23 protein-coding genes and 1 pseudogene are annotated in these 20,294 nt (G+C 74.4%); 13 read left to right on the forward strand and 11 right to left on the reverse strand.

What is annotated here, in order from left to right; genetic code table 11:
• Positions 1 to 92 precede the first annotated feature (92 nt).
• Together LPU43_RS23855 and LPU43_RS23860 are read right to left on the reverse strand one after the other, a co-directional pair.
• On the reverse strand, positions 93 to 713 hold the full coding sequence (locus LPU43_RS23855; protein ID WP_229402747.1) for a DUF1003 domain-containing protein: 621 nt from the start codon (positions 711 to 713) through the stop codon (positions 93 to 95).
• On the reverse strand, positions 706 to 1,992 hold the full coding sequence (locus tag LPU43_RS23860) for a magnesium transporter MgtE N-terminal domain-containing protein (RefSeq protein WP_229402748.1): 1,287 nt from the start codon (positions 1,990 to 1,992) through the stop codon (positions 706 to 708). Before LPU43_RS23860 ends, LPU43_RS23855 begins: the two co-directional genes overlap by 8 nt.
• Before the next feature lie 33 nt (positions 1,993 to 2,025).
• Here LPU43_RS23860 and LPU43_RS23865 point away from each other — a divergent pair, with 33 nt between their 5' ends.
• Positions 2,026 to 2,895, forward strand: a complete 870-nt coding sequence (locus LPU43_RS23865; RefSeq protein ID WP_229402749.1) for a PhzF family phenazine biosynthesis protein — start codon at positions 2,026 to 2,028, stop codon at positions 2,893 to 2,895.
• A gap of 97 nt (positions 2,896 to 2,992) precedes the next feature.
• The gene (locus LPU43_RS23870; RefSeq protein WP_229402750.1) at positions 2,993 to 3,526 is read left to right on the forward strand and encodes a hypothetical protein; all 534 of its coding nucleotides are present in this window, start codon (positions 2,993 to 2,995) and stop codon (positions 3,524 to 3,526) included.
• Positions 3,527 to 3,779: 253 nt separating this feature from the next.
• Here LPU43_RS23870 and LPU43_RS23875 read toward each other — a convergent pair whose 3' ends face one another.
• Positions 3,780 to 4,478 (reverse strand): HAD family hydrolase, encoded by a 699-nt coding sequence (locus tag LPU43_RS23875; RefSeq protein ID WP_229402751.1) that lies wholly within the window; start codon positions 4,476 to 4,478, stop codon positions 3,780 to 3,782.
• Positions 4,479 to 4,582: 104 nt separating this feature from the next.
• On the opposite strand from LPU43_RS23875, the gene LPU43_RS23880 reads away from it, so the two are divergent.
• Together LPU43_RS23880 and LPU43_RS23885 are read left to right on the forward strand one after the other, a co-directional pair.
• Positions 4,583 to 5,593, forward strand: a complete 1,011-nt coding sequence (locus tag LPU43_RS23880; protein ID WP_229402752.1) for a DMT family transporter — start codon at positions 4,583 to 4,585, stop codon at positions 5,591 to 5,593.
• An 85-nt stretch (positions 5,594 to 5,678) separates the two neighbouring features.
• A complete protein-coding gene (locus LPU43_RS23885) occupies positions 5,679 to 7,817 on the forward strand; it encodes an APC family permease (RefSeq protein WP_229402753.1) in 2,139 nt (712 codons plus the stop codon).
• Between the two features lie 90 nt (positions 7,818 to 7,907).
• Here LPU43_RS23885 and LPU43_RS23890 read toward each other — a convergent pair whose 3' ends face one another.
• Positions 7,908 to 8,732, reverse strand: a complete 825-nt coding sequence (locus tag LPU43_RS23890; protein WP_229402807.1) for an SDR family NAD(P)-dependent oxidoreductase — start codon at positions 8,730 to 8,732, stop codon at positions 7,908 to 7,910.
• A gap of 135 nt (positions 8,733 to 8,867) precedes the next feature.
• Between LPU43_RS23890 and LPU43_RS23895 the strand changes: the two genes are divergently transcribed.
• Complete coding sequence (locus tag LPU43_RS23895) at positions 8,868 to 9,821, forward strand: HpcH/HpaI aldolase/citrate lyase family protein (protein ID WP_229402754.1); 954 nt, start codon at positions 8,868 to 8,870, stop codon at positions 9,819 to 9,821.
• A gap of 49 nt (positions 9,822 to 9,870) precedes the next feature.
• Here LPU43_RS23895 and LPU43_RS23900 read toward each other — a convergent pair whose 3' ends face one another.
• Entirely contained in the window at positions 9,871 to 10,383 is a 513-nt protein-coding gene (locus tag LPU43_RS23900) for a DUF4190 domain-containing protein (RefSeq protein WP_229402755.1), read from the reverse strand.
• Positions 10,384 to 10,570: 187 nt separating this feature from the next.
• Between LPU43_RS23900 and LPU43_RS23905 the strand changes: the two genes are divergently transcribed.
• Complete coding sequence (locus LPU43_RS23905; RefSeq protein WP_229402808.1) at positions 10,571 to 11,410, forward strand: SDR family NAD(P)-dependent oxidoreductase; 840 nt, start codon at positions 10,571 to 10,573, stop codon at positions 11,408 to 11,410.
• Between the two features lie 24 nt (positions 11,411 to 11,434).
• Here the strand turns inward: LPU43_RS23905 and LPU43_RS23910 are convergent, their stop codons facing one another.
• Positions 11,435 to 11,923, reverse strand: coding sequence for a DUF4190 domain-containing protein (locus tag LPU43_RS23910; protein WP_229402756.1), 489 nt, complete (start codon positions 11,921 to 11,923; stop codon positions 11,435 to 11,437).
• Between the two features lie 175 nt (positions 11,924 to 12,098).
• On the opposite strand from LPU43_RS23910, the gene LPU43_RS23915 reads away from it, so the two are divergent.
• Positions 12,099 to 13,295: an acyl-CoA dehydrogenase family protein gene (locus LPU43_RS23915; protein ID WP_229402757.1), complete on the forward strand. Its 1,197-nt coding sequence runs from the start codon at positions 12,099 to 12,101 to the stop codon at positions 13,293 to 13,295.
• 74 nt (positions 13,296 to 13,369) lie between these two features.
• On the opposite strand, the gene LPU43_RS23920 is transcribed toward LPU43_RS23915, so the two are convergent.
• On the reverse strand, positions 13,370 to 13,777 hold the full coding sequence (locus LPU43_RS23920; protein WP_229402758.1) for a CoA-binding protein: 408 nt from the start codon (positions 13,775 to 13,777) through the stop codon (positions 13,370 to 13,372).
• Between the two features lie 26 nt (positions 13,778 to 13,803).
• Positions 13,804 to 14,049: pseudogene (locus LPU43_RS23925) on the reverse strand (Rv2578c family radical SAM protein); the annotation flags it as partial.
• A gap of 229 nt (positions 14,050 to 14,278) precedes the next feature.
• On the opposite strand from LPU43_RS23925, the gene LPU43_RS23930 reads away from it, so the two are divergent.
• Complete coding sequence (locus tag LPU43_RS23930) at positions 14,279 to 14,698, forward strand: thiol-disulfide oxidoreductase DCC family protein (protein ID WP_229402760.1); 420 nt, start codon at positions 14,279 to 14,281, stop codon at positions 14,696 to 14,698.
• Here LPU43_RS23930 and LPU43_RS23935 read toward each other — a convergent pair.
• The 3 genes from LPU43_RS23935 to trxA form a co-directional block, all read right to left on the reverse strand.
• Positions 14,662 to 15,603: an HTTM domain-containing protein gene (locus LPU43_RS23935; protein WP_229402761.1), complete on the reverse strand. Its 942-nt coding sequence runs from the start codon at positions 15,601 to 15,603 to the stop codon at positions 14,662 to 14,664. The genes LPU43_RS23930 and LPU43_RS23935 overlap by 37 nt on opposite strands.
• Complete coding sequence (locus LPU43_RS23940) at positions 15,600 to 16,040, reverse strand: hypothetical protein (protein WP_229402762.1); 441 nt, start codon at positions 16,038 to 16,040, stop codon at positions 15,600 to 15,602. The genes LPU43_RS23935 and LPU43_RS23940 overlap by 4 nt, the downstream gene beginning before the upstream one ends.
• 190 nt (positions 16,041 to 16,230) lie before the next feature.
• Positions 16,231 to 16,593, reverse strand: a complete 363-nt coding sequence (gene trxA / locus LPU43_RS23945) for a thioredoxin (protein WP_229402763.1) — start codon at positions 16,591 to 16,593, stop codon at positions 16,231 to 16,233.
• Positions 16,594 to 17,141: 548 nt separating this feature from the next.
• Between trxA and LPU43_RS23950 the strand changes: the two genes are divergently transcribed.
• The 5 genes from LPU43_RS23950 to LPU43_RS23970 all read left to right on the forward strand — a co-directional run bounded on the left by LPU43_RS23950 (position 17,142) and on the right by LPU43_RS23970 (position 20,290).
• On the forward strand, positions 17,142 to 17,657 hold the full coding sequence (locus LPU43_RS23950) for a MaoC family dehydratase (RefSeq protein WP_229402764.1): 516 nt from the start codon (positions 17,142 to 17,144) through the stop codon (positions 17,655 to 17,657).
• 120 nt (positions 17,658 to 17,777) lie between these two features.
• Entirely contained in the window at positions 17,778 to 18,416 is a 639-nt protein-coding gene (locus LPU43_RS23955; protein ID WP_229402765.1) for a hypothetical protein, read from the forward strand.
• A gap of 54 nt (positions 18,417 to 18,470) precedes the next feature.
• On the forward strand, positions 18,471 to 19,094 hold the full coding sequence (locus tag LPU43_RS23960; RefSeq protein ID WP_229402766.1) for a TrmH family RNA methyltransferase: 624 nt from the start codon (positions 18,471 to 18,473) through the stop codon (positions 19,092 to 19,094).
• 217 nt (positions 19,095 to 19,311) lie between these two features.
• The gene (locus tag LPU43_RS23965) at positions 19,312 to 19,995 is read left to right on the forward strand and encodes a DUF6758 family protein (protein ID WP_373321805.1); all 684 of its coding nucleotides are present in this window, start codon (positions 19,312 to 19,314) and stop codon (positions 19,993 to 19,995) included.
• 136 nt (positions 19,996 to 20,131) lie between these two features.
• Complete coding sequence (locus LPU43_RS23970; RefSeq protein WP_229402767.1) at positions 20,132 to 20,290, forward strand: hypothetical protein; 159 nt, start codon at positions 20,132 to 20,134, stop codon at positions 20,288 to 20,290.
• The last annotated feature ends 4 nt before the right edge of the window (positions 20,291 to 20,294 follow it).

The following is a 20,294-nucleotide window of genomic DNA, read 5'->3' on the forward strand; positions in this document are numbered from 1 at the left end:
CGCCGACAGCGGCCGGTGTGAGCGAATCGATGGCCCTCGCGGCGGACCCGCCCTCCGCCGCCGGGGCGGCGTCCGGTGGGCCGGAACGCGGGTCAGCGTTCCCGGGCCGGGCCCTCCAGTCGGCCGCTCCGGGTGAGGTCGCCGGCCGGCTCGTCGCGGGGCTCGCCCAGGGGCTCCCCGCCGCCGCGCCCCGCGCCCCGCTCCTGCTGGCGGCGCTCCAGCCGCTGCCGGCGCTGGGCGGCCGCGTCCAGCTCCTCGGCCAGCCGGGCCAGCTCCGAGCGGAGGAAGTCCCGGGTGGCCACCTCGCCCAGCGCGATCCGCAGCGCGGCGACCTCCCGGGCCAGGTACTCCGTGTCGGCCTTCTGCATGGTCGCCCGCCGCCGGTCCTCGTCCAGCGCCACCCGGTCGCGGTCCGTCTGCCGGTTCTGGGCGAGCAGGATCAGCGGCGCCGCGTAGGACGCCTGGAGGGAGAGCACCAGGGTCAGGAACGTGAAGGTGTACGGGTCGAAGCGCAGGTTCGCCGGGGCCAGGGTGTTCCAGCCGAACCAGGCCGCGATCACCACCGTCATGTAGACGATGAAGTTCGCCGTCCCCATGCCCCGGGCGATCCCCTCCGACCAGCGGCCGAACGCCTCCGGGTCGAACCGGGGCAGCTTCACGCCCCGGGGCTCGCGCGGCTGGTCCAGCCGTTCGGCCCGCCGCTGCTCACTCATCGGCGCCGTCCAGCGCCTCACCGGCGGGGGACGGGCCCGTCGGCGTGCCCCGCTCCCGCCAGTCGCGCGGCAGCGAGTGGTCCAGCACGTCGTCGACGGTGACCGCGCCGACCAGCCGGTTGTTCCGGTCCACCACGGGCATGGCGACCAGGTCGTACGTGGCCATCCGGCGGGTGATCTCCGGCAGCGGGGTCGCCGGTCGCAGCGGGTCGATGTCGTTGACCACGATCCCGCCGAGCAGGTCGGCCGGGGGCTCCCGGAGTAGCCGCTGGAAGTGCGCCATCCCCAGGTACCGGCCGGTGGGGGTGGTCATCGGCGCGCGGGCCACGAAGACCTGCGCCGCCACCGCCGGGGAGAGCTGCTCCTCCCGGATCCGGGCGAGCGCCTCGGCGACCGTGGCGTCCGGTGGCAGGATCACCGGCTCCGAGGTCATCACGCTGCCGGCCGTGCCCGAGGTGTACTTCAGCAGTTGGCGGACCGGGTCGGCCTCGTCGGGCTCCATCAGGTCCAGCAGCACGTCCTGCTCGGGCGGGGGCAGCTCGTTGAGCAGGTCGGCGGCGTCGTCCGGGTCCATCTCCTCCAGCACGTCGGCGGCGCGCTCCCGGTCGAGCGCGGCGAGGATCTCCACCTGGTCGCGCTCGGGCAGCTCGCTGAGCACGTCGGCCAGCCGCACGTCGTCCAGCGCCGCCGCCACCTCGTTGCGCCGGGCGTCGGGCAGGTCCTGGAGGGCGTTGGCCAGGTCCGCCGGGCGCATGTCCTCCAGTACGGCGAGCAGGTTCGCCGTACCCCGGGTCTCGGCGACGCCGCTGAGGCCGCGCACCCGGTCCCACTCGACCTGGTGCAGGTGACCCCGGCGGGTGAGCCGGCCCGTCTGCTCGCGGACGGCGACCCGGGTCAGCGCCCACTCGCCGCCGCGGCTGCACTCCATCGCCACGTCGACCACCGAGCCGGACTGGCCGCCCGGGTCGAGCTGCACCCGCCGGTCCAGCAGTTCCTGGAGCACCAGCAGCTCGTTCGGGCGCTTGGAGAACCGGCGCAGGTTGAGGGTGCCGCTGCCGAGCACCACCGCTTCGGCGTCGATGGAGGTGATCCGGTTGATGGAGAGGAAGATGAGCCGGCGCATCGGCATCTCCGCCACCAGGCCGACCACCTCGGGCGGGCGCTGGGTCGGCCGGAGCCGGGCCACCGCGTCCCGGACCCGCCCCACCTGGTCGCCGTTCGGGTCGAAGACGGCGACCCCGGCGAGCCTGGCCACGTAGATCCGGTTCGGCGTGCTCACGAGGACCAGCCTAAGCGCCTACTGTCTACGTACATGTCGACCTTGGCCTACGAGATCGTGGACGTCTTCACCGACCGCCCCTTCGCCGGCAACCCCCTCGCGGTGGTGTTCGGCGCCGAAGGGCTCGCCACCGAGCAGATGCAGGCGCTCGCGCTGGAGTTCAACCTCTCCGAGACGGTGTTCGTGTTGCCGCCCACCCAGTTCGCGGCCACCTACCGGGCAAGGATCTTCACCCCCACCGACGAGCTGCCGTTCGCCGGGCACCCGAGCGTCGGCGCGGCGGTGACCGCGAGCCGGCGCGGCATGTTCGGCGTGGGGCAGGTCACCCAGGAGTGCGGGGCCGGGGTGCTGCCGATCGAGGTGACCGCCACCGGCGCGACGCTGACCGGCGGCAGCCCGACCCTCGGCCCGGAGCTGGACCTGGAGCCGCTGCTGGAGATGGTCGGCCTCGACGCCGACGACCACACCGGCCCGGCGCCCCGGGTGGCCGGCTGCGGGCTGGAGTTCCCGTACCTGCCGGTGCGCCCGGACGCGGTGGCCCGCGCCCGGGTCAACGCGGCGGCGGCGGAGCGGTACGGCATCGAGCATGTCAGCGTCTTCTCCTGGAACGCCGACTCGCAAACCGCGCACGCCCGGGTCTTCGTCCCCGGCCACGGTGTCCCGGAGGACCCGGCGACCGGCTCGGCCGCCCTCGGGCTCGGCGTGTGGCTGGTCGCCAGCGGCCTGCTCCCCGGCGACGGGCTCTCCGACTACGTCGTCCGGCAGGGCGCCGAGATCAACCGCCCGTCGCTGCTGACCTGCACGGTCACCGCAGCGCAGGGCTCGGCGGTCGGCGCGACGGTGAGCGGCCACGTGATGCCCGTGGCCCGGGGCGAGATCGCGGTCCCCCCTTTCCTGGGGTAAGGAAGGGCCCCTTGTTAACGCCTACGGTAGAGAAGGGAACCCTTCTCACCAACACCGGTGTTGCGGGGCGCGGTGGGTGGGAGGACGGGGAGTCGGGATGCGGGAGGATGCCGGGGTGACCGACGAGGTGGACGACCGGGTCAGCACGCCCCTGGTCGACGAGGCGGTGAAGAAGGCCGCCGTCGCCTGGGTGGGCGTCGCGGGCGAGCCGGCGCGGGCGCTGTGGTGCGTACCGGCGGACGGGTCGCTCCTGGTGGTGAGCGGCCCCGGCGAGCAGGCCGCGCCCGGGCTGGCGGAGGCGGCCGAGGCCCACGTCACCCTGCGCGGCGACCACGGCGGGCGGATCGTCACCTGGCCGGCCCGGGTGACCGGGGTCGCGCCGGACACCGAGGAGTGGGCGGCCCTCGCCCCGACGGTCGCCGCCAAGCGGCTGAACGCCCCCGGGCCCACGGCGGACCTCGTGGCCCGGTGGGCCGCCGACGGCTGCGCCCTGGTCCGGCTGACGCCGGCCGGCGAGCCGGTGGCCGGCGACGGGCTGCCCGACGATTCGCTCGCCGAGCCGCCCCGGGAGACCCCGGCGGTCCGGGCCGTCCGCAAGCCGTTCCGTCTGCACCGCGTCCGACGCCGCTGAACCGGGCCGCCAACCGGCCGGGCCGCCAACCGGCCGGGCCGCCGGACGGCCGAACCGCCAAACGGCCTGGCCGCCGGACGGCCGAACCGCCAAACGGCCGGGCCGCTGGACCGCCAAACGGCCTGGCCGCCAAACGGGCCGGACCGCCGGATTCCCGGACCCGCCGGACGATTGGACCGCCGACCGGGGCGGGGCCGCCGGGCCGGCCGACCGGCGGCCCCGCTCCGGCCGTCCGTCGAGGGAGGGCCCGGGATCAGGCCGGTACGGCGATCGGGTCCAGCAGGCCGAGGACTTCGCTCAGCGAGCGCAGCACCGGCCCGTCCCAGGCGGGCTCGGCGTTGAAGACCATGTGCTCGGCGAGGTCCGGCGCGGCGAGCCGTACCGCCGTCATCCCCGCCCGCCGCGCGCCGGTGAGTTCCTGGCTGCCGCCGTCGCCGACGTACAGGCAGTCGGCCGGGGTCAGCCCGAGCTGACGGCACGCGGCCAGGTAGAGCGCCGGGTCGGGCTTGCAGCGCCCGAGGAGCACCGAGAACACCCGCGCGTCGAGCAGCGGGGCCACGGCGAGCCGCGGCAGGAACGCCGGCAGCTCGTGGGTGCAGTCGCTGACCAGGCCCGTGCGTACGCCCCGCCGGCGCAGCGCGGTCAGCACGGGCACCGCCTCGTCGCGCAGGCGGGTGTCCGCCCGGATGGCCCGGTGGCGGGCGGCCACCGCCGCGCGCAGCGCGCCCTCCGGCGGGTGTACGCCGGCCTGCGCGCACACCCAGCGCAGGGTGGCCTCGGCGTCGCCGAGGCGACCGCTGGCCCGCTGGTAGTAGCTGCCGTCGAGCACCTCGATGAACGCGTCGACCGGGCAGCCGAGCAGCTCTGCGGTGGAGCGGTGGCCCGCGCCGCGCCGCACGGAACGGGTGAGCGTGCCGAAGAAGTCGAACAGCACCGCCTGGAAAAAGGGCATGGGGGAGTGCCTCCGGGCGTCGAGGGGGAGGGTCGCCGGGACGCCATGATCGTAACCGGACGTCTACGTTCTGTGGTGGCCGTGCCGTGTGAGGATTGCTTTCCGTGTCCCTCCCCGCGCCCCACCGCCCGCCGGTCGACCCGCTGACCGGCGGGGCCGTCGTCCTCGCCGTCGTCGCGGTGTCGTCGTCCGCGCCGCTGGTCGCGTTCGCCGCCGCGCCGGCCCTGGCGATCGCGTTCTGGCGGAACCTGCTCTCGGCCGGCGCGCTCGGCCCGTTCGCGCTGGCCCGGCGGCGGGCCGAGTTCCGGGCGCTGACCGTCGGCGCGGGGCGGCGCGCGGGCGCGTACTGCGTGCTGTCCGGGCTGGCGCTGGCCGCGCACTTCGCCACCTGGATGCCGAGCGTCCAGCTCACGTCCGTCGCCGCCGCCACCGCCCTGGTCGCCACCCAGCCGGTGTGGCAGGGGCTGATCGCCCGCTTCCAGGGGTGCCGGCTGCCGCCGGTGGTCTGGGTCGGCATCGGGGTGGCGGTGGGCGGTGCCGCGCTCGCCTCGGGGGCCGACGTCGCCGTCTCCGGCCCGGCGTTCGCCGGCGACCTGCTGGCGGTGGCCGGCGGCCTGTTCGCCGCGGTCTACACCGCCCTCGGCGAGCGGGCGCGGGCCACGGTCAGCACCACCACGTACACCACCGTCTGCTACGGGGTGTGCGCGTTGGCCCTGCTGGTCGTCTGCCTGGTCGGCGGGGTGCCGCTGGCCGGTTGGGACACCGGCACCTGGCTGGCGATCCTGGCCTTGGTGGCCGGGGCCCAACTGCTCGGCCACTCGATGTTCAACTACGCGCTGCGGCGGGTCCCGGCGACCACGGTCAGCGTGCTGGGCCTGCTGGAGGCGCCGGGGGCAGCGGTGATCGCCTGGGCCTGGCTCGGCCAGCTTCCCCGGGCCGCCGCGCTGCCCGGGCTGGCGCTGCTCCTCGTCGGCGTCGCCGTGGTGGTGCTCGGCGGGGCGCGCGCCGGCCGCCGCGCCCTGCCCACCCCGCTCCCGGCCGACGCCACCCCGCTCCCGGCCGACGCGACGCTGTCGGCCGACGCCGATCCGTCGACCGAGCGCCCCTCCGCCTGAAGCGGGGATCGTCCCCGAGAGTCGCCGTTCCGCCGCCGGGCCGGGTCCGTTCCGTCCAGAGTGCGAGGGGAGGGGGTGGTGGCGGGTGGGCGAGGAGGGCGGGGACGGCCTCTCCGTGACACCGGCGGCGGAGTTCCCGGCGCCGACGCCGGACGAGGTGCGGGCGCTGCGCCGCGTCGGCGAACGGTGGGGGGCGGCGCGGGCGGCGGGACGGGCCGCGCCGCTGCCGGTCGACCCGACCCTCGGGCGGTACCGCCTGCGTCCCGCCCCGAGCCGGTTCGGCCGGCTGACGCCGATAGAGCTGTTCCGCGTCGGCGAGCCGGACGAGCTGGTCGCCACGGAACGGGCCAACCTGCCCGGGTCCCGCCTCGGCCGGGGCCTCGCCCGGCTCCGGCGTACCGTGTTCGGCCCGCCGCTGACCAGCGCGGCGGTGCTCTACGAGCGGATGCGCAAGCTGGTCGCCCTGCCGGTGCTCTCCTCCGACCTGCTCAGTTCGGTGGCGTACGGGCCGGAGGCGATGCTGACCGTGCTGCTGCTGGCCGGCGGCGGCGCGCTGGCGCTGTCCCTGCCGCTGGCCGCCGCGCTGGTGCTGCTGATGGTGGCGGTGGGCGTCTCCTACCGGCAGACGATCCCGGCCTACCCGCACGGCGCCGGCTCGTACATCGTGGCGGGCGACAACCTGGGGTCGCTGGCGGGGCTGGCGGCGGCGGCCGGCCTGATGATCGACTACGTGCTGACCGTGGCGGTCTCGGTCTCCGCCGGGGTGCGCGCGGTCACCTCGGCGCTGCCGGGGCTCGCCGGGTTCACCGTCCCGCTCGGCGTGCTGGTGATCGCCGCGCTGCTCGCCGGGAACCTGCGCGGCGTCCGTACCGCCGGGAACCTGTTCGTCCTGCCCACGTACGCCTTCGTGGTCGCGCTGCTGGCGGTGCTCGGCGCCGGGTTCCACGACGCGGCCGGCCGGGGGTTCGCGGCGCTGCCGCCGCCGGACGTGCCGGCCGTGGAGGGGCTGGGCCTGCTGCTCGTGCTGCGGGCGTTCTCCTCCGGCGCGGTGTCGATGACGGGCATCGAGGCGGTGTCGAACGCGGTGCCGGCGTTCCGCCCGCCGGAGTGGCGCAACGCGCGCACCACCCTCGGCTGGATGGTGGCCATGCTGGTGCTGCTCTTCGCCGGCATCACCGTGCTGGTGCACCTCGACGGGCTCGCGCCGAGGCCGGGGCAGACCCTGCTGTCCCAGCTCGCCCGCGCCAGCTTCCCCACCGGCCCCTGGTACGCGCTGGTGCAGGCGGCGACCGCGCTGATCCTGCTGCTGGCCGCGAACACCGCCTTCAACGACTTCCCCCGACTGCTGTACTTCATGGCCCGGGCCGGGCACGCCCCGCGCCGGTTCCTGCACATGGGGGACCGGTTGGCTTTCAGCAACGGGCTCGTCGCCCTCTGCCTCCCGGCCGCCGCCGTCTTCGTCATCTTCCGGGGGCACACCGAGGCGCTGGTCCCCCTGTACGCGGTCGGGGTGTTCCTGGCGTTCACCCTCTCCCAGGCCGGCATGGTGGTGCACTGGCGGCGCGAGCGGGGCCGGCGCTGGCGGCGGCGGCTGGCGGTCAACGCGTTCGGCGCGACGGTCTCCGGGCTGGTGCTGGCGACCGCCGCCGTCGCCAAGTTCACCGAGGGCGCGTGGGTGGTGGTCGTCGCCGTGCCGCTGCTGGTGCTGGTCTTCCAGCGGGTGCAGCGTCACTACCGGACGCTGCACCGGGCGCTGGCCCTGCGCCCGCCCCCGCCCGCCGGGGCCGCCCCGCCGGAGGGGGAGGAACTGCCGCAGCAGGTGCGCAACCTGGTGGTGGTGCCGGTGGCGCGGCTGAACCGGGCGTCGCTGCGCGCCCTGGCGTACGCGGCCTCGCTCGGCCAGCCGACGCTGGCGGTGCACATCGCCCCGGAGGAGGGGGAGGCGGACCGGTTCCGCGAGCAGTGGGAGGCGTGGGGGGACCACCTGCGGCTGGAGACGATCGTGTCGCCGTACCGGGCGGTGGTCGGGCCGCTGGCGCACTACCTGGAGGCGCTGCACGCCTCCCGGGCCGACCTGGTGCTCACCGTGATCGTGCCCGAGGTGGTGCCGCGCCGCCGCTGGCACCGGCCGCTGCACAGCCGAGCCGAGCACCGGCTGCGCGGCGCGTTGCAGGCGCTGCCCGGCGTCGTGGTGACCAGCGTCCCGGTCCACCTGGGCGAGTGACGACGCACGCCGGACCCGCCTCCCGGACCCCGCCTTCCGTCGGTCCGCCTACCGGCTCCGGCCCGGCCCCGCCTCACGGCCCTCGGTGGGTCACGCCTCGACGCCGACCGCCCTCGCGCTGGCCGCCCAGAGCCGGGCCGCGAGCCGGGGGTCGGCGGCCCTGGGCAGCGGTCGGCGCGGCCGGCGGTCGGCGTAGTAGCCGCCGTCGACCAGCCGGGCCCGGTCCTGGTTGGTGAGCCAGACCAGGGTCTCCGCGCCCTTCTCCGGGCTGCGCAACGGCAGGAGCCGCATGCCGAGGGCGACCAGGCGGCTGTCCGTGCCGAACCGGCTCCGCACCACGCCGGGATGGAAGCAGTACGCCGCGACCTCCGGCCAGCGCCGCGCCGCCTCGGCGGTGAACAGGATGTTGGCCTGCTTGCTGGTGCCGTAGGCGCGGATCGGCCCGTACCCGCGCAGGGTCCGGTTGAGGTCGTCCGGGTCCAGCACCCCGCTGCGGTGCGCGGCGGAGGCGGTGACCACCATCCGGCCCACCCGGTCGCGCAGCAGGACGCTGAGCAGGAACGGGGCCAGGTGGTTGGCCTGCATCGACAGCTCGAACCCGTCCACCGTGGTCACCGGCTGCAACACGATCGCCCCGGCGTTGTTGGCGAGCACGTCGATCCGGTCGTACGCGGCGCGCAGCCGCTCGGCCAGCCCCCGCACGTCGTCGAGGACGGCGAAGTCGGCCCGGAACAGCTCGGGCCGCTCGCCGCTGGCCTCCCGTACCCGGTCGCCGGCGGCCTGGAGGCGGGCCGGGTCCCGGCCGACGAGCACCACCCGGTCGCCGCGCCGGGCCAGGTCGACGGCGGCGGCCAGCCCGATGCCGGAGCTGGCCCCGGTCACCACGACGGTCCGACGCCCAGTGAGATCTTCCACAGCTCCGTTCACCCCGCTCATGGCGCGAGGTTACCGTGGCGTCACAAACACCTTTGCGATCGTTAAGTCCGCCGCTGCGGCGGGCCCCTGTCTGCCCGTCGACCCGCCGCGTCGACGCGGGAAGGAGCGCATTCGATGGCCGCTGTCGGTCGCCCCCGCCGGTCCTGCCTCGCCGTGCCGGGTTCCAGCGTCAAGATGCTCGGCAAGGCCCAGGGCCTCCCCGCCGACCAGGTCTTCCTCGACCTGGAGGACGCCGTCGCCCCGCTGGCCAAGCCGGACGCGCGCAAGAACATCGTGGCCGCGCTGAACGAGGGCGACTGGGCCGGCAAGACCCGGGTGGTCCGGGTGAACGACCTCACCACCCCGTGGACGTACCGGGACGTCGTCGAGGTCGTCGAGGGCGCCGGGGCCAACCTCGACTGCGTCATGCTGCCGAAGGTGCAGAACGCCGCCCAGGTGCAGTGGCTCGACCTCACGCTCACCCAGATCGAGAAGACCCTCGGCCTGGCGGTCGGCCGCATCGGCATCGAGGCGCAGATCGAGAACGCCGCCGGCCTGGTCAACATCAACGCGATCGCCGCCGCGTCGCCCCGGGTCGAGACGATCATCTTCGGCCCGGCCGACTTCATGGCCTCGATCAACATGAAGTCGCTGGTGGTGGGCGCGCTGATCCCCGACTACCCGGGCGACCCGTACCACTACATCCTCATGCGGATCCTGATGGCCGCCCGGATGCACGACAAGCAGGCCATCGACGGCCCGTTCCTCCAGATCCGCGACGTCGACGGGTTCCGCGAGGTGGCCAGGCGCTCGGCCGCGCTGGGCTTCGACGGCAAGTGGGTGCTGCACCCCGGCCAGATCGACGCCGCGAACGAGGTCTACTCGCCGGCCCAGGCCGACTACGACCACGCCGAGCTGATCCTCGACGCGTACGAGCACTTCACCTCGGAGGCGGGCGGCCGGCTCGGCGCGGTGATGCTCGGCGACGAGATGATCGACGAGGCGTCCCGCAAGATGGCCCTGGTGATCGCGGCCAAGGGTCGCGCGGCCGGGATGACCCGCACGTCCAGCTTCACGCCTCCGGCCTAGCGGGGCGCTGCCGCCCCGGGTCGGGGCGGCACCCGCCGCACCGCGCGCGTCAGTAGCTGCTGCTGCCGCTCGTGCTGCCCGCGTAGATCGCGATGACGATCACCACGATGTAGAAGATGATCAACAGCGCCAGCAGGCCGGTGAGGATCCAGCCCACGATGATGGCCGCCTTCGCCATCCCCTCGCCGGCCTCGCCGGTCTGCCGGATCTGCTTCATGGCGACGTGACCCATGATCGCGCCGATGGGCGCGGTGATGCAGGAGGCGAGGCCGACCAGGGCGAGCACCAGCGCCGCGACGGCCAGGCCGTTGGTCTTCGGCGCGACCGGGTAGCCGTAGCCGGGGTAGCCGGGGGGCGGGTAGCCGGCTGGCGCGTAGCCCGGCGCGGCGTACGGGTCGGCGACCGGGGCGGCCCGCTCCACCTTCATCCCCGCGTACGGGTCGGCGGGCGGGTACGGGTCGAGGCCGGCCGGCTGCCCGCTCACGAGGGTCGGGTCGACGGGCGGGGCGGACGGCTGGGACCACGGCTCGTTCTGGCCGTCGGTCGGAGGGGGGTATGTCATCGGTGTCTCCGCGTCTGTCGAGGGTGCGCGGTCAGGGTAGCCAGGGCCGCCCAGAACCGTTGGCCCCGTCACCGGGTGCCGCGTTGCCCGGGGGAGGCGGAGCGGGCAGGATCGCGGCATGGCAATCGACGCGCGCGCCGCGGACCGTTCCGGCAGCCGACCACGACGGGACGTGAGCCGCCCCGGCCTGGTCCGACGCGGTCGCACCACCGTCGGGGCCGGCCCGACCGGGGAGGACGACGACCCGGCGCCGCTGGCCGAGCCGGTCACCATGCGGCTCGACGGCCGGGTCGCCCTGGTCACCGGGGCGGGCAGCCCCGACGGCATCGGGTACGCGACCGCCCGCCGCCTGGTCGACCTGGGCGCCCGGGTGGCCATCGTCTCCACCACCCGGCGCATCCACGAGCGGGCCGGTGAGCTGGGGGCGACCGGGTTCGTCGCCGACCTGACCGACGAGTCGGAGGTCGGCGCGCTCGCCGACGCCGTCACCGAACAGCTCGGCGACGTGGAGGTGCTGGTCAACAACGCCGGCCTGGCCAGCCGGGCCAGCCCCGAGGTGCTGCGCCCGGTGGCCCAGCTCAGCTACGACGAGTGGCGCGGCGAGATCGACCGGAACCTGAGCACCGCGTTCCTGTGCAGCCGGGCGTTCATCGGCGGGATGGCCGAGCGCGGCTGGGGCCGGATCGTCAACCTCGCCGCCACCGCCGGGCCGGTCAACGCCCTGCCCACCGAGGCGGGGTACGCGGCGGCGAAGGCGGGCGTGGTCGGGCTGACCCGGGCGCTGGCGATGGAGATGATCGCCGACGGGGTGACGGTGAACGCGGTGGCCCCCGGCACGATCCACACGGCGGCCTCCACGGTGGCCGAGCTCCGCCAGGGCCTCGGCACCCCCGTCGGCCGCCCCGGCACCCCCGACGAGGTGGCCGCCGCGATCGTCTTCCTCTGCTCGCCGGCCGCGTCGTACATCACCGGGCAGATGATCGTGGTGGACGGCGGCAACAGCGTCCGGGAGTCGCAGTTCCGCTGACCCGCGCGCCGGGCGGCACCGCCGTCAGTACGAGTTGCCGCCGGAGCCGCTCACGAAGGCCAGGGCGGCCCAGCCGCAGCAGATCAGCAGGCCGAGCGCGGTGAAGACGTAGCCGAGGATCAGCCCCCAGGTGGCGAGCTGTTCGCCCTCCTCGCCGGTGCGGCGGATCTGCTGCTTGGCCACGTAGCCGAGCACGATGCCGGCGGGCGAGAAGACGAACGCGAAGACCAGCGACAGCACGGCGAGGACGTTCGTCCCCCGGGCTGGGCCGGGCGGGCCGTACCCGCCGTACCCGGGGGGCGGCGGGCCGTACTGCTGGTACTTGCCGTACGGCTCGGGCTGCTGGTACTGGCCGTGGTGCTCCGGCTGCTGGTAAGTGCCGTACGGCTCGGGCTGCTGGTACGGGTCGGGCTGGGCCTGCGGCCCGTGCCCGGGGCCGGGCTCGTCCTGCCGGCCCGGCGGGGGCTCGTAGGGCGACGGCGGCTGCTCCGGCTCCTGCGGTGGATAACTCATCCGGCACCTCCCGCGCACCCGTCGTGACCCACCCATTGCGGACGCTACCCGCAGCGGTGAACCTTTTCACAGCGGTTGGGCCGACTGTTCGCCTTGGCCGGGGCGGCCGGGACGTCGATACTGACCGAACGTTCAGTTACCCGTGAGTAGTTGCCCCGATCCCCCGGAGGCTGAGATGGCCCGACTCGCCCAGACGCCCGGCCTGACCGACGTGCAGCAGTCGATCCTGGAGACCGTCCGGGAGTTCGCCGACAAGGAGATCATCCCGCACGCCCAGCGGCTGGAGCACGCCGACGAGTACCCCACCGACATCCTCGACGGAATGCGCGAGATGGGGCTGTTCGGCCTCACCATCGACGAGGAGTACGGCGGGCTGGGCGAGTCCCTGCTGACGTACGCGCTGGTGGTCGAGGAGCTCTCCCGGGGCTGGATGTCGATCTCCGGCATCGTCAACACGCACTTCATCGTGGCGTACCTGATCTCCCAGCACGGCTCGGCGGAGCAGAAGGCCCGGCTGCTGCCGAGGATGGCCACCGGCGAGGTGCGTGGCGCGTTCTCGATGTCCGAGCCGGAGTGCGGTTCCGACGTCTCGGCGATCAAGTCGAAGGCGGTCCGCAGCGGCGACGACTACGTCCTGAACGGCCAGAAGATGTGGCTGACCAACGGGGCGTACTCCTCGGTGGTGGCCACCCTCGTCCGGACCGACACCGGCGCCGACTCCGTCTACGGCAACATGAGCACCTTCCTGCTGGAGAAGGAGCCGGGCTTCGGCGAGACCGCGCCCGGCCTGACCATCCCCGGCAAGATCGACAAGATGGGCTACAAGGGCGTCGAGACCACCGAGATGGTCCTCGACGGCGTCACCGTCCCCGCCTCCGCCGTGCTCGGCGGCGAGGAGAAGGTCGGCCGTGGCTTCTACCAGATGATGGACGGCATCGAGGTGGGCCGGGTCAACGTCGCCGCCCGCGCCTGCGGCATCTCCCTGCGCGCGTTCGAGCTGGCCGTCGCGTACGCCCAGCAGCGCCGCACCTTCGGCCAGCCGCTCGCCAAGCACCAGGCCATCGCCTTCAAGCTCGCCGAGATGGGCACGAAGATCGAGGCCGCGCACGCCCTGATGGTCAACGCCGCCCGGCTCAAGGACGCCGGCCAGCGCAACGACGTCGAGGCCGGCATGGCGAAGCTGCTCGCCTCCGAGTACTGCGCCGAGGTCGTCCAGGAGGCGTTCCGCATCCACGGCGGCTACGGCTACTCCAAGGAGTACGAGATCGAGCGGCTGATGCGGGAGGCCCCGTTCCTGCTGATCGGCGAGGGCACCTCGGAGATCCAGAAGACCATCATCTCCCGGGGCCTCCTCAAGGAGTACAAGCTCTGAGGTGCAAGGAAGGGCCCCCTGTTAACGCTTTCGGTAGAGGAAGGGTCCCCTCCTAACCACCGGGGGCGGCGGCCTCAGCCGAGGCGGGTGAGACCGGCGGCGGCGCGCTCGACGATGAGGCAGCGGTCCTCGACGTAGTCGATGCCGGCCTCCTCCGCGATCCGCCGCGCCTGCGGCGAGACGATCCCGAGCTGCAACCAGACGGCCGGCGCGCCGATCGCCACCGCGTCCCGGACCACCTCGACCGCGTCCCGGGCCGGGCGGAACACGTTCACCAGGTCGACCGGGTGCGGGATGTCGGCCAGGGACGCGTACGCCCGCTCGCCGAACAGCTCCTCGACGGTCGGGTTGACCGGGACGATCCGCCAGCCGTACCGCTGCATCTGGGCCGGCACCCGGTGGGCGGCCTTGGCCGGGTCGCGGGACGCGCCCACGACGGCGATGACGGCGGACTCGGCGAGGATCTGCTGGGCGCTGCGCACGCCGCGACGATAGCCGCTCGCCGCGCTCAGAGCAGGGTGAGTTGCTCAGCGGGCGGCGGCGCGGGCGGCCTGGCCAACCGGTGGCCCCCGGTCGGGGCGGCCCGGGGCAGGCCGTGCCGGCGGGCGGCGATGCGCACCCGGGCGGTCAGCTCCCGCTGGTACGCCTGCGGCGCGTACGCACCCGCCCGGTACAGCTCCCGGTAGCGGGGCACCAGGCGCGGGTGCTCCCGGCCGAGCCAGTGCGCGTACCACTCGCCCGCACCTCGTGGAAGGTCATCCCGGCGAAGCCGGGGGTGTCGAAGGTGCGGACGGTCGCGCCGGGCAGCGCCAGCGGCAGGGGTGGTGCCGCCGGCGCTGCCCGCTCGGGACGGCCCTCGTCCGGGGGAGCGGAGAGGTTGTCCCAGCGCATGACCATCATTCGAACACACGTTCTAACGACGTGCAAGTGACCTGTCGGACACCCCGGCGCGGCCCGCCGCCGGCCGGGGGGAGGATGGGGCCATGGAGAGGTCGACCTTCGTCTACGACGGCGACTGCGCGTTCTGCACGAAGTGCGCGGAGTTCATCGAGCGCCGCATCCCCACCGGGGCGCGGGTGCTGCCCTGGCAGTTCGCCGACCTGGAGGCGCTCGGCCTGACCGCCGCCGAGTGCGAGGAGGCGGTGCAGTGGGTCGGCGCGGACGGCTCCCGCGCGGCCGGCCCCGACGCCATCGCGCGGCTGCTCGGCGACAGCGGCCCGTTCTGGCGGGTGGCGGGAGGCGGGCTGCGGTTCCCGCCGGTGCGCGCGGCGGCCTGGCCGGCGTACCGCTGGGTGGCCCGGAACCGGCACCGGCTGCCGGGTGGCACCGCCGCCTGCTCGCTGCCCCAGGAGGCGCGGGAGCGACTCTACGGCCCGGCCGGCCGCCCGACCACCGGGGCCTGACCGGGCAGCCCGCCGTCGACCGCCGGGCCGGGCGGCGGCCCCCCGGTGGCCGCGTCCTCCGCGCCCCCGGTCCGGCCGGGTCGGCGGCCGGCGAGCCGGCGGGCCCAGACCACCGGGCGCACCCGCTCCAGCGGCAGGAAGCTGGCCATCGCCACCAGGTGCGGCGCGAACGAGATGGTGATCGTCGCCATGGTGATTGCGTGGAACGAGTAGAAGAAGCCGACCGTGGCCAGCCGCCAGCGCTCGGACAGCAGGAAGACCACCGGGCTGAGCAGCTCGAAGGCGAGGATGCCGAACTGCGCCACGAGCAGCAGGTACGGCACCGAGGCGACCAGGTCGGCCAGGTCGGTGCCGCGCCGGATGATCGCCTTGGCGAGCACCGACCCGGTGGCCCAGTCGAGGCCGCCGAAGCGGAACTTCGCGAACGCGGCCAGGAAGTACGTGCAGATCACCGCGATCTGGGTGACCCGCAGCGCCCAGCCGCCCGCCTCGGTGCGGGTGGGGTCGCCGTGCCGGGCCCGGCCGGCGGCGGGCAGCGCGGCGAGCGCGACGAGCAGGCCGAACCGGTCGTGGTCGACCTTGCCGTAGCTCATCGCGATGATCATCCACTCCAGGTAGAGCGCGAAGACCGTCCAGCCGAGCAGCCGGTGGGCGCGCCCGGTCGCGGCGAGCAGGGCGACGACGAGCAGCGCCCAGAAGACCGCGGCGACCAGCGCGGGCGTCGGGGTGGGCAGCGGCAGTACCCGGCCGACGAGCAGCGGCTGGTACAGCTCCCCGGGGACGGCGGCCCGGGTGCGCACCCAGGGGGTGAAGACCACGAGGTCGGCGGCGACGAAGAGGTAGACCAGGGTGCGGAAGGCGGCCACCCGGCCGCGCGGGACCGCCTCGAACAGCCAGCCGATCACGGCTCCGCCCGCCAGGCGACCACGGTCTCGTCGGCCCAGCGGCCGGTGGGGCGGCCGGCCTCGATGCCGTACCAGCGGATCACGATGCGGACCTCGACCAGGCCGGCGGCGTCGGGGTGGCGTTCGGCGTACGCGTCGGCGACCTGGCGCAGTCGGGCGGGCTCGGCGACGTACCGGCTCTGCTGGCCCTCGATCTCGGCGCGGCGCAGGCCGGTGGCGTCCTCGCCCAGGTCGACCACCGCGCCGGTGCGGTCGACGCCCTCGATCCGGGTGTCCGGGGCGGCGGCGTTCGCCGGGTCGGAGGTCGAGTACATCCGGAACGGGCCGAACGGGAAGTCGTCGTCGGTGCCCCAGGCGGTGCCGGCGAGCAGCACGGCGAGGCCCAGTGCCGTGGCGAACAGCCGGACCGCCCGGCCCTGCGGGGTCAGCGTCTCCATCGGTTCAGGACCATACGGGATCGAAGGGGCGCTCCGGCTCCTTCCGTCGGGCGGCGCGGGCCAGCCGTACCGGTGACGCGGGCGCGGGGCACCGACCGGTGGGCGAGCCGGGCCGTCGGTCGCCGGTGGGCGAGACGCGCGACGGCCGGGCCCGTGCGGGGCCCGGCCGTCGCGTCGTGGGGCTCGGAACTCAGTGGTTGTGCTCGGCCAGCTTCTTGCGGACGTCGTCCATGTCGAGGGCCTGGACCTGCTCGATGAGGTTCTCCAGGGCGGACTCGGGCAGGGCGCCCGGCTGGGCGAAGACGATCACGCCGTCCCGGATCGCCATGATCGTCGGGATCGAGCGGATGTCGAACTTCGCGCCCAGTTCCTGCTGCGCCTCCGTGTCGACCTTGCCGAAGACGATGTCGGGGTGCTTGGCGGAGGAGCGCTCGTAGACCGGGGCGAACCGCTTGCACGGGCCGCACCACTCGGCCCAGAAGTCGACGAGGACGATGCCGTCGCCGCCCGCCACCTCGTCGAAGTTCGCCGTGGTCAGCTCAACGGTTGCCATGTGGACTCTCCGATCACCGCGGAATCACCTACTCGTCCTGGAACCAGGACGGGTCCCGTCGAATTCCCGGGGGGCTCCCCCCGAAACCGGCCCCCGCCTGGGGAGGCTCCTCCTGGAATCGACCACTGTCTGTCGCTCTCCGAGTTGCGGAGCGCACGTGCGTTATGCATTTGCGTGACCGGACGTGATGGGAGCGCTTCCAGGTCGGATCGCCCGAGCGCGCAACCCCGATCGGCGATCCATCGCCTGACTAGGGCCGATCCGACCTGCGGAGATCGCTTTCGGGCTCACTGGCAGTTACGCCACGTGTTGTTACGAACTGATAAATGTGATGCGGGTCTCTGTTCCAAGACCGCTTGCGTACGGCAGAATCTCTTCCATCAGAGCGTGGGCGGCGGGTGCCGGGGAGGGCCCCGCCGCTCATTGCGTCTCCCCCCAGGGGAGGCGGCCGGTGTGACATTTCCACGGCCGATCCGCCCGGGGCGCGACCTTAACCATCGATAAGGCATGCTGGCCCGAACTTCGTCGCCGCCCTGAGGGGGACACCGATGCAGTTCGGCCGCTACTACGAGGAGTTCGAGGTCGGCGCGGTCTACCGGCACTGGCCGGGCAAGACCGTCACCGAGTACGACGACCACCTCTTCTGCCTGCTCACGATGAACCACCACCCCCTGCACATGGACGCGCACTACGCCGAGTCGGCGAGCCAGTTCAAGCGCAACGTCGTGGTCGGCAACTACATCTACTCGCTGCTGCTCGGCATGTCCGTGCCCGACGTCAGCGGCAAGGCCATCGCCAACCTGGAGGTCGAGTCGCTGCGGCACGTCGCCCCGACCTTCCACGGCGACACCATCTACGGCGAGACCACCGTGCTGGACAAGCGCGAGTCCGAGTCGAAGCCGGACCGGGGCGTGGTGACGGTGGAGACCCGCGGCTACAAGCAGGACGGCACCATGGTCTGCGTCTTCCGCCGCCGGGTCATGGTCGGCAAGCGGGAGTACGCGGCGGCGGCCGTCCCCGAGGGCGTCGACCCCGAGCGGCCGAGCTTCCCCGACCCGCGCTGAGCCGCCCCCCTTCTCTCAGCTCCCGGGAGGAGGGGCCCGGGGGCGAGGCCGCGGCGACGTTCCCCGGGGAAGGGGCCCGGTGCGCCCTACGGGGCCCATATGCTGACGCCGGAGGTAGCCATGAGCCGCTCCGTCGCCGGGGGGCCGCACCCGGCCGGCCGCCGCGCCGCGCCCCTGACCACCGCCGCCTACTCCGCCGCCGAGTGGGACCTGCTGACCGGCCTCCCCGGCCGCGTCCTCGTGGCCGCTGCCCGGCCCGCCACGACCGACCCCATGCGGTCCGCCACGGCCGATCCCACGAGGCCCGCGACGAGCCACCCGACGCGGGGCGTCGCGGCCGGGCTCGCCGGCGTGGACGCCGTGGCCGCCGGCCGCGCCTCCGACAGCGACCTGGTCCGCGCCGTGGTCGCCGCCATCTACTCCCGACACGACGGGGCCTGCTCGGGGCACGAGGACGCCTGCTCCGGGCACGACGGGGCCCACTCCGGGCGCGACGAGGTCAGCTCCCGGCTCGACGGGACGAGCGCCCCGGCCGTCGACCTCGTCGACCTGCTGGCCGCCTGCCGGGCCGCGGTCCGGGTGCTGCGCCGCCGGGCGGACCCGGCCGACTCGGCCGCGTACCGGCAGTGGGTGCAGTCGGTGGCGGCCCGGGTCTGCCGGGTCACCCCCGAGGGGGCCCCGGCCCCGGCGGACGCGCCCGTGGCGCCGGCCGACCGGCGCTTCCTCGACCGGCTCGGCGCGGCGCTCGACCTGGGCTGATCCGCCTCACCCGGCCGGCCGGCGCGACCGCGCGGGCCGTACCCTCTGCAGACCGTGACCGGTGACCAGATCGAGGTCGGCGTGGGGCCGTGGCCCGGCGACCTCCCGGACGATCCGCGGTACGACCCGGAACTGCTCGCCGAGGGCGACCGGCGCAACGTCGTGGACCGGTACCGGTACTGGCGGCGCGAGGCCGTGGTGGCCGACCTCGACCGGCGGCGGCACGACTTCCACGTGGCCATCGAGAACTGGCAGCACGACCTCAACATCGGCACGGTGGTCCGCAACGCCAACGCCTTCCTGGCCGCCGAGGTGCACATCGTCGGGCGACGGCGGTGGAACCGCCGGGGCGCGATGGTGACCGACCGGTACCAGCACGTCCGGCACCACGAGACCATCGAGGAGTTCGCCGCCTGGGCGGTGGCGGGGGAGCTGCCGGTGGTCGGCATCGACAACCTGCCCGGCTCCCACCCGCTGGAGACCACCACCCTGCCGCGCCGCTGCGTGCTGCTCTTCGGCCAGGAGGGGCCGGGCCTGTCGGACGCCGCCCGGGCCGCCTGCGACCAGCTCTTCTCGATCGCGCAGTACGGCTCCACCCGCTCGATCAACGCCGGGGTGGCGAGCGGGATCGCGATGCACGCCTGGATCCGCGCCCACGCGGGGCCCCCGCCCGCCTGACGCTCCCCGCCCGCACCGGGCCCCGCCGCCCCGGGCGCTTGCGTCATCGTGTCGGCGACGTGGCGGTGTCCTCGGGGGCGGGACCGCGCCATGTCGCCGACATGGAGCGATCCCGGCGGCGGCGGAATCGCGCCGGGTCGGCGATTTCGCGGTGTCTCGCCCGCTCCGCTTGACGCCGCACGGCTGCGGGGTGACGGTGGAAGACGTGAGCGTCGCGGTGAGTTGCCCCAGATGTGGTGGATCCGTGCGGGAACCGGACCTGATGCACGCCGAGTGGCGGTGCTCCCGCTGCGGGCCGGTACCCCCGCTGCACGTCCCCGAGCACATCGGGGCGGAGATCGTGGCCAGCGTGGTGGGCCGGGTCGCCGCCGCCGCGCCCGAGGCGGCGCCGGCGACGCCGGTCTGGTGCCCCTGGCCGCTGCCGCCCGGCTGGACGCTCACCGGGGTGGCGTACGCCGGGGACGAGCGCGGCGGCGTGCGGGCCACCGTCGTGGCCTGCGCCGGGCCCGAGCCCTTCGGCGGCGGCCCCGCCGACCTGATCTTCGTGGCCGAGGAGCCGGGCGTCGGCCTGGGCACCCGGTTCGCCGGGACGGCGGGCCCCGACCCGGGCCCCGAACTCGCCGAGGCGCTGGACGACCCCGGCCCCGGGCATCCCGAGCATGTCGGGCAGGCCAGGATCCGGGTGGCCGGGCACCCGACTCCACTGTGGCTCGTGAGTTCCCCGACAGATCGAAGTGCGTACGCCGGAGAGGCTCGGGGATTGTGGCTTCATGCGATAGCCTGGCCAGCGAGTGCGGGGCATCTGCTCGCCGAGGACGTGGAGTTGCACGACCTCACAGAGTGGACGCCTACCGAGCTCGTGTACGGCGCACCGTCTCCGTACCTGCACGGGAAGGCTTGACGGGGCCACCACGCCCCGGGCAGTCTCCCGTTCTGTCGGAGAACGGACGCAGAGATTCACTGTAGGACACCTAACTGATACTCTGGGTGCCGCTGCGGTAAATGGACCCGGCGCCGCGCGAGAGGATGGGCCCGCCATGGTCAAGAAGGTCCTCACCTGGGCCGGTATCGCATTCTTGATCTTCTTTGTTGCGTATCGGCCGAGCTCGGCCGCAGACGTCTTCAAGTCGATCGGTGGCGGCATCATGGACATCGCCCAGGGGTTTGGCGACTTCTTCACGAGTCTCATCGCCTAGCCGC

It is taken from the genome of Micromonospora okii, from assembly GCF_020884795.1.
GTDB lineage: Bacteria > Actinomycetota > Actinomycetes > Mycobacteriales > Micromonosporaceae > Micromonospora > Micromonospora okii.

Coding starts and splice junctions, on each gene's coding strand:
- LPU43_RS23855 (WP_229402747.1), bottom strand. CDS start 713: ATGAGTGAGCAGCGGCGGGCCGAACGGCTGGACCAGCCGCGCGAGCCC.
- LPU43_RS23865 (WP_229402749.1), top strand. CDS start 2,026: ATGTCGACCTTGGCCTACGAGATCGTGGACGTCTTCACCGACCGCCCC.
- LPU43_RS23870 (WP_229402750.1), top strand. CDS start 2,993: ATGCGGGAGGATGCCGGGGTGACCGACGAGGTGGACGACCGGGTCAGC.
- LPU43_RS23875 (WP_229402751.1), bottom strand. CDS start 4,478: ATGCCCTTTTTCCAGGCGGTGCTGTTCGACTTCTTCGGCACGCTCACC.
- LPU43_RS23895 (WP_229402754.1), top strand. CDS start 8,868: ATGGCCGCTGTCGGTCGCCCCCGCCGGTCCTGCCTCGCCGTGCCGGGT.
- LPU43_RS23900 (WP_229402755.1), bottom strand. CDS start 10,383: ATGACATACCCCCCTCCGACCGACGGCCAGAACGAGCCGTGGTCCCAG.
- LPU43_RS23910 (WP_229402756.1), bottom strand. CDS start 11,923: ATGAGTTATCCACCGCAGGAGCCGGAGCAGCCGCCGTCGCCCTACGAG.
- LPU43_RS23915 (WP_229402757.1), top strand. CDS start 12,099: ATGGCCCGACTCGCCCAGACGCCCGGCCTGACCGACGTGCAGCAGTCG.
- LPU43_RS23930 (WP_229402760.1), top strand. CDS start 14,279: ATGGAGAGGTCGACCTTCGTCTACGACGGCGACTGCGCGTTCTGCACG.
- LPU43_RS23940 (WP_229402762.1), bottom strand. CDS start 16,040: ATGGAGACGCTGACCCCGCAGGGCCGGGCGGTCCGGCTGTTCGCCACG.
- trxA (WP_229402763.1), bottom strand. CDS start 16,593: ATGGCAACCGTTGAGCTGACCACGGCGAACTTCGACGAGGTGGCGGGC.
- LPU43_RS23950 (WP_229402764.1), top strand. CDS start 17,142: ATGCAGTTCGGCCGCTACTACGAGGAGTTCGAGGTCGGCGCGGTCTAC.
- LPU43_RS23955 (WP_229402765.1), top strand. CDS start 17,778: ATGAGCCGCTCCGTCGCCGGGGGGCCGCACCCGGCCGGCCGCCGCGCC.
- LPU43_RS23970 (WP_229402767.1), top strand. CDS start 20,132: ATGGTCAAGAAGGTCCTCACCTGGGCCGGTATCGCATTCTTGATCTTC.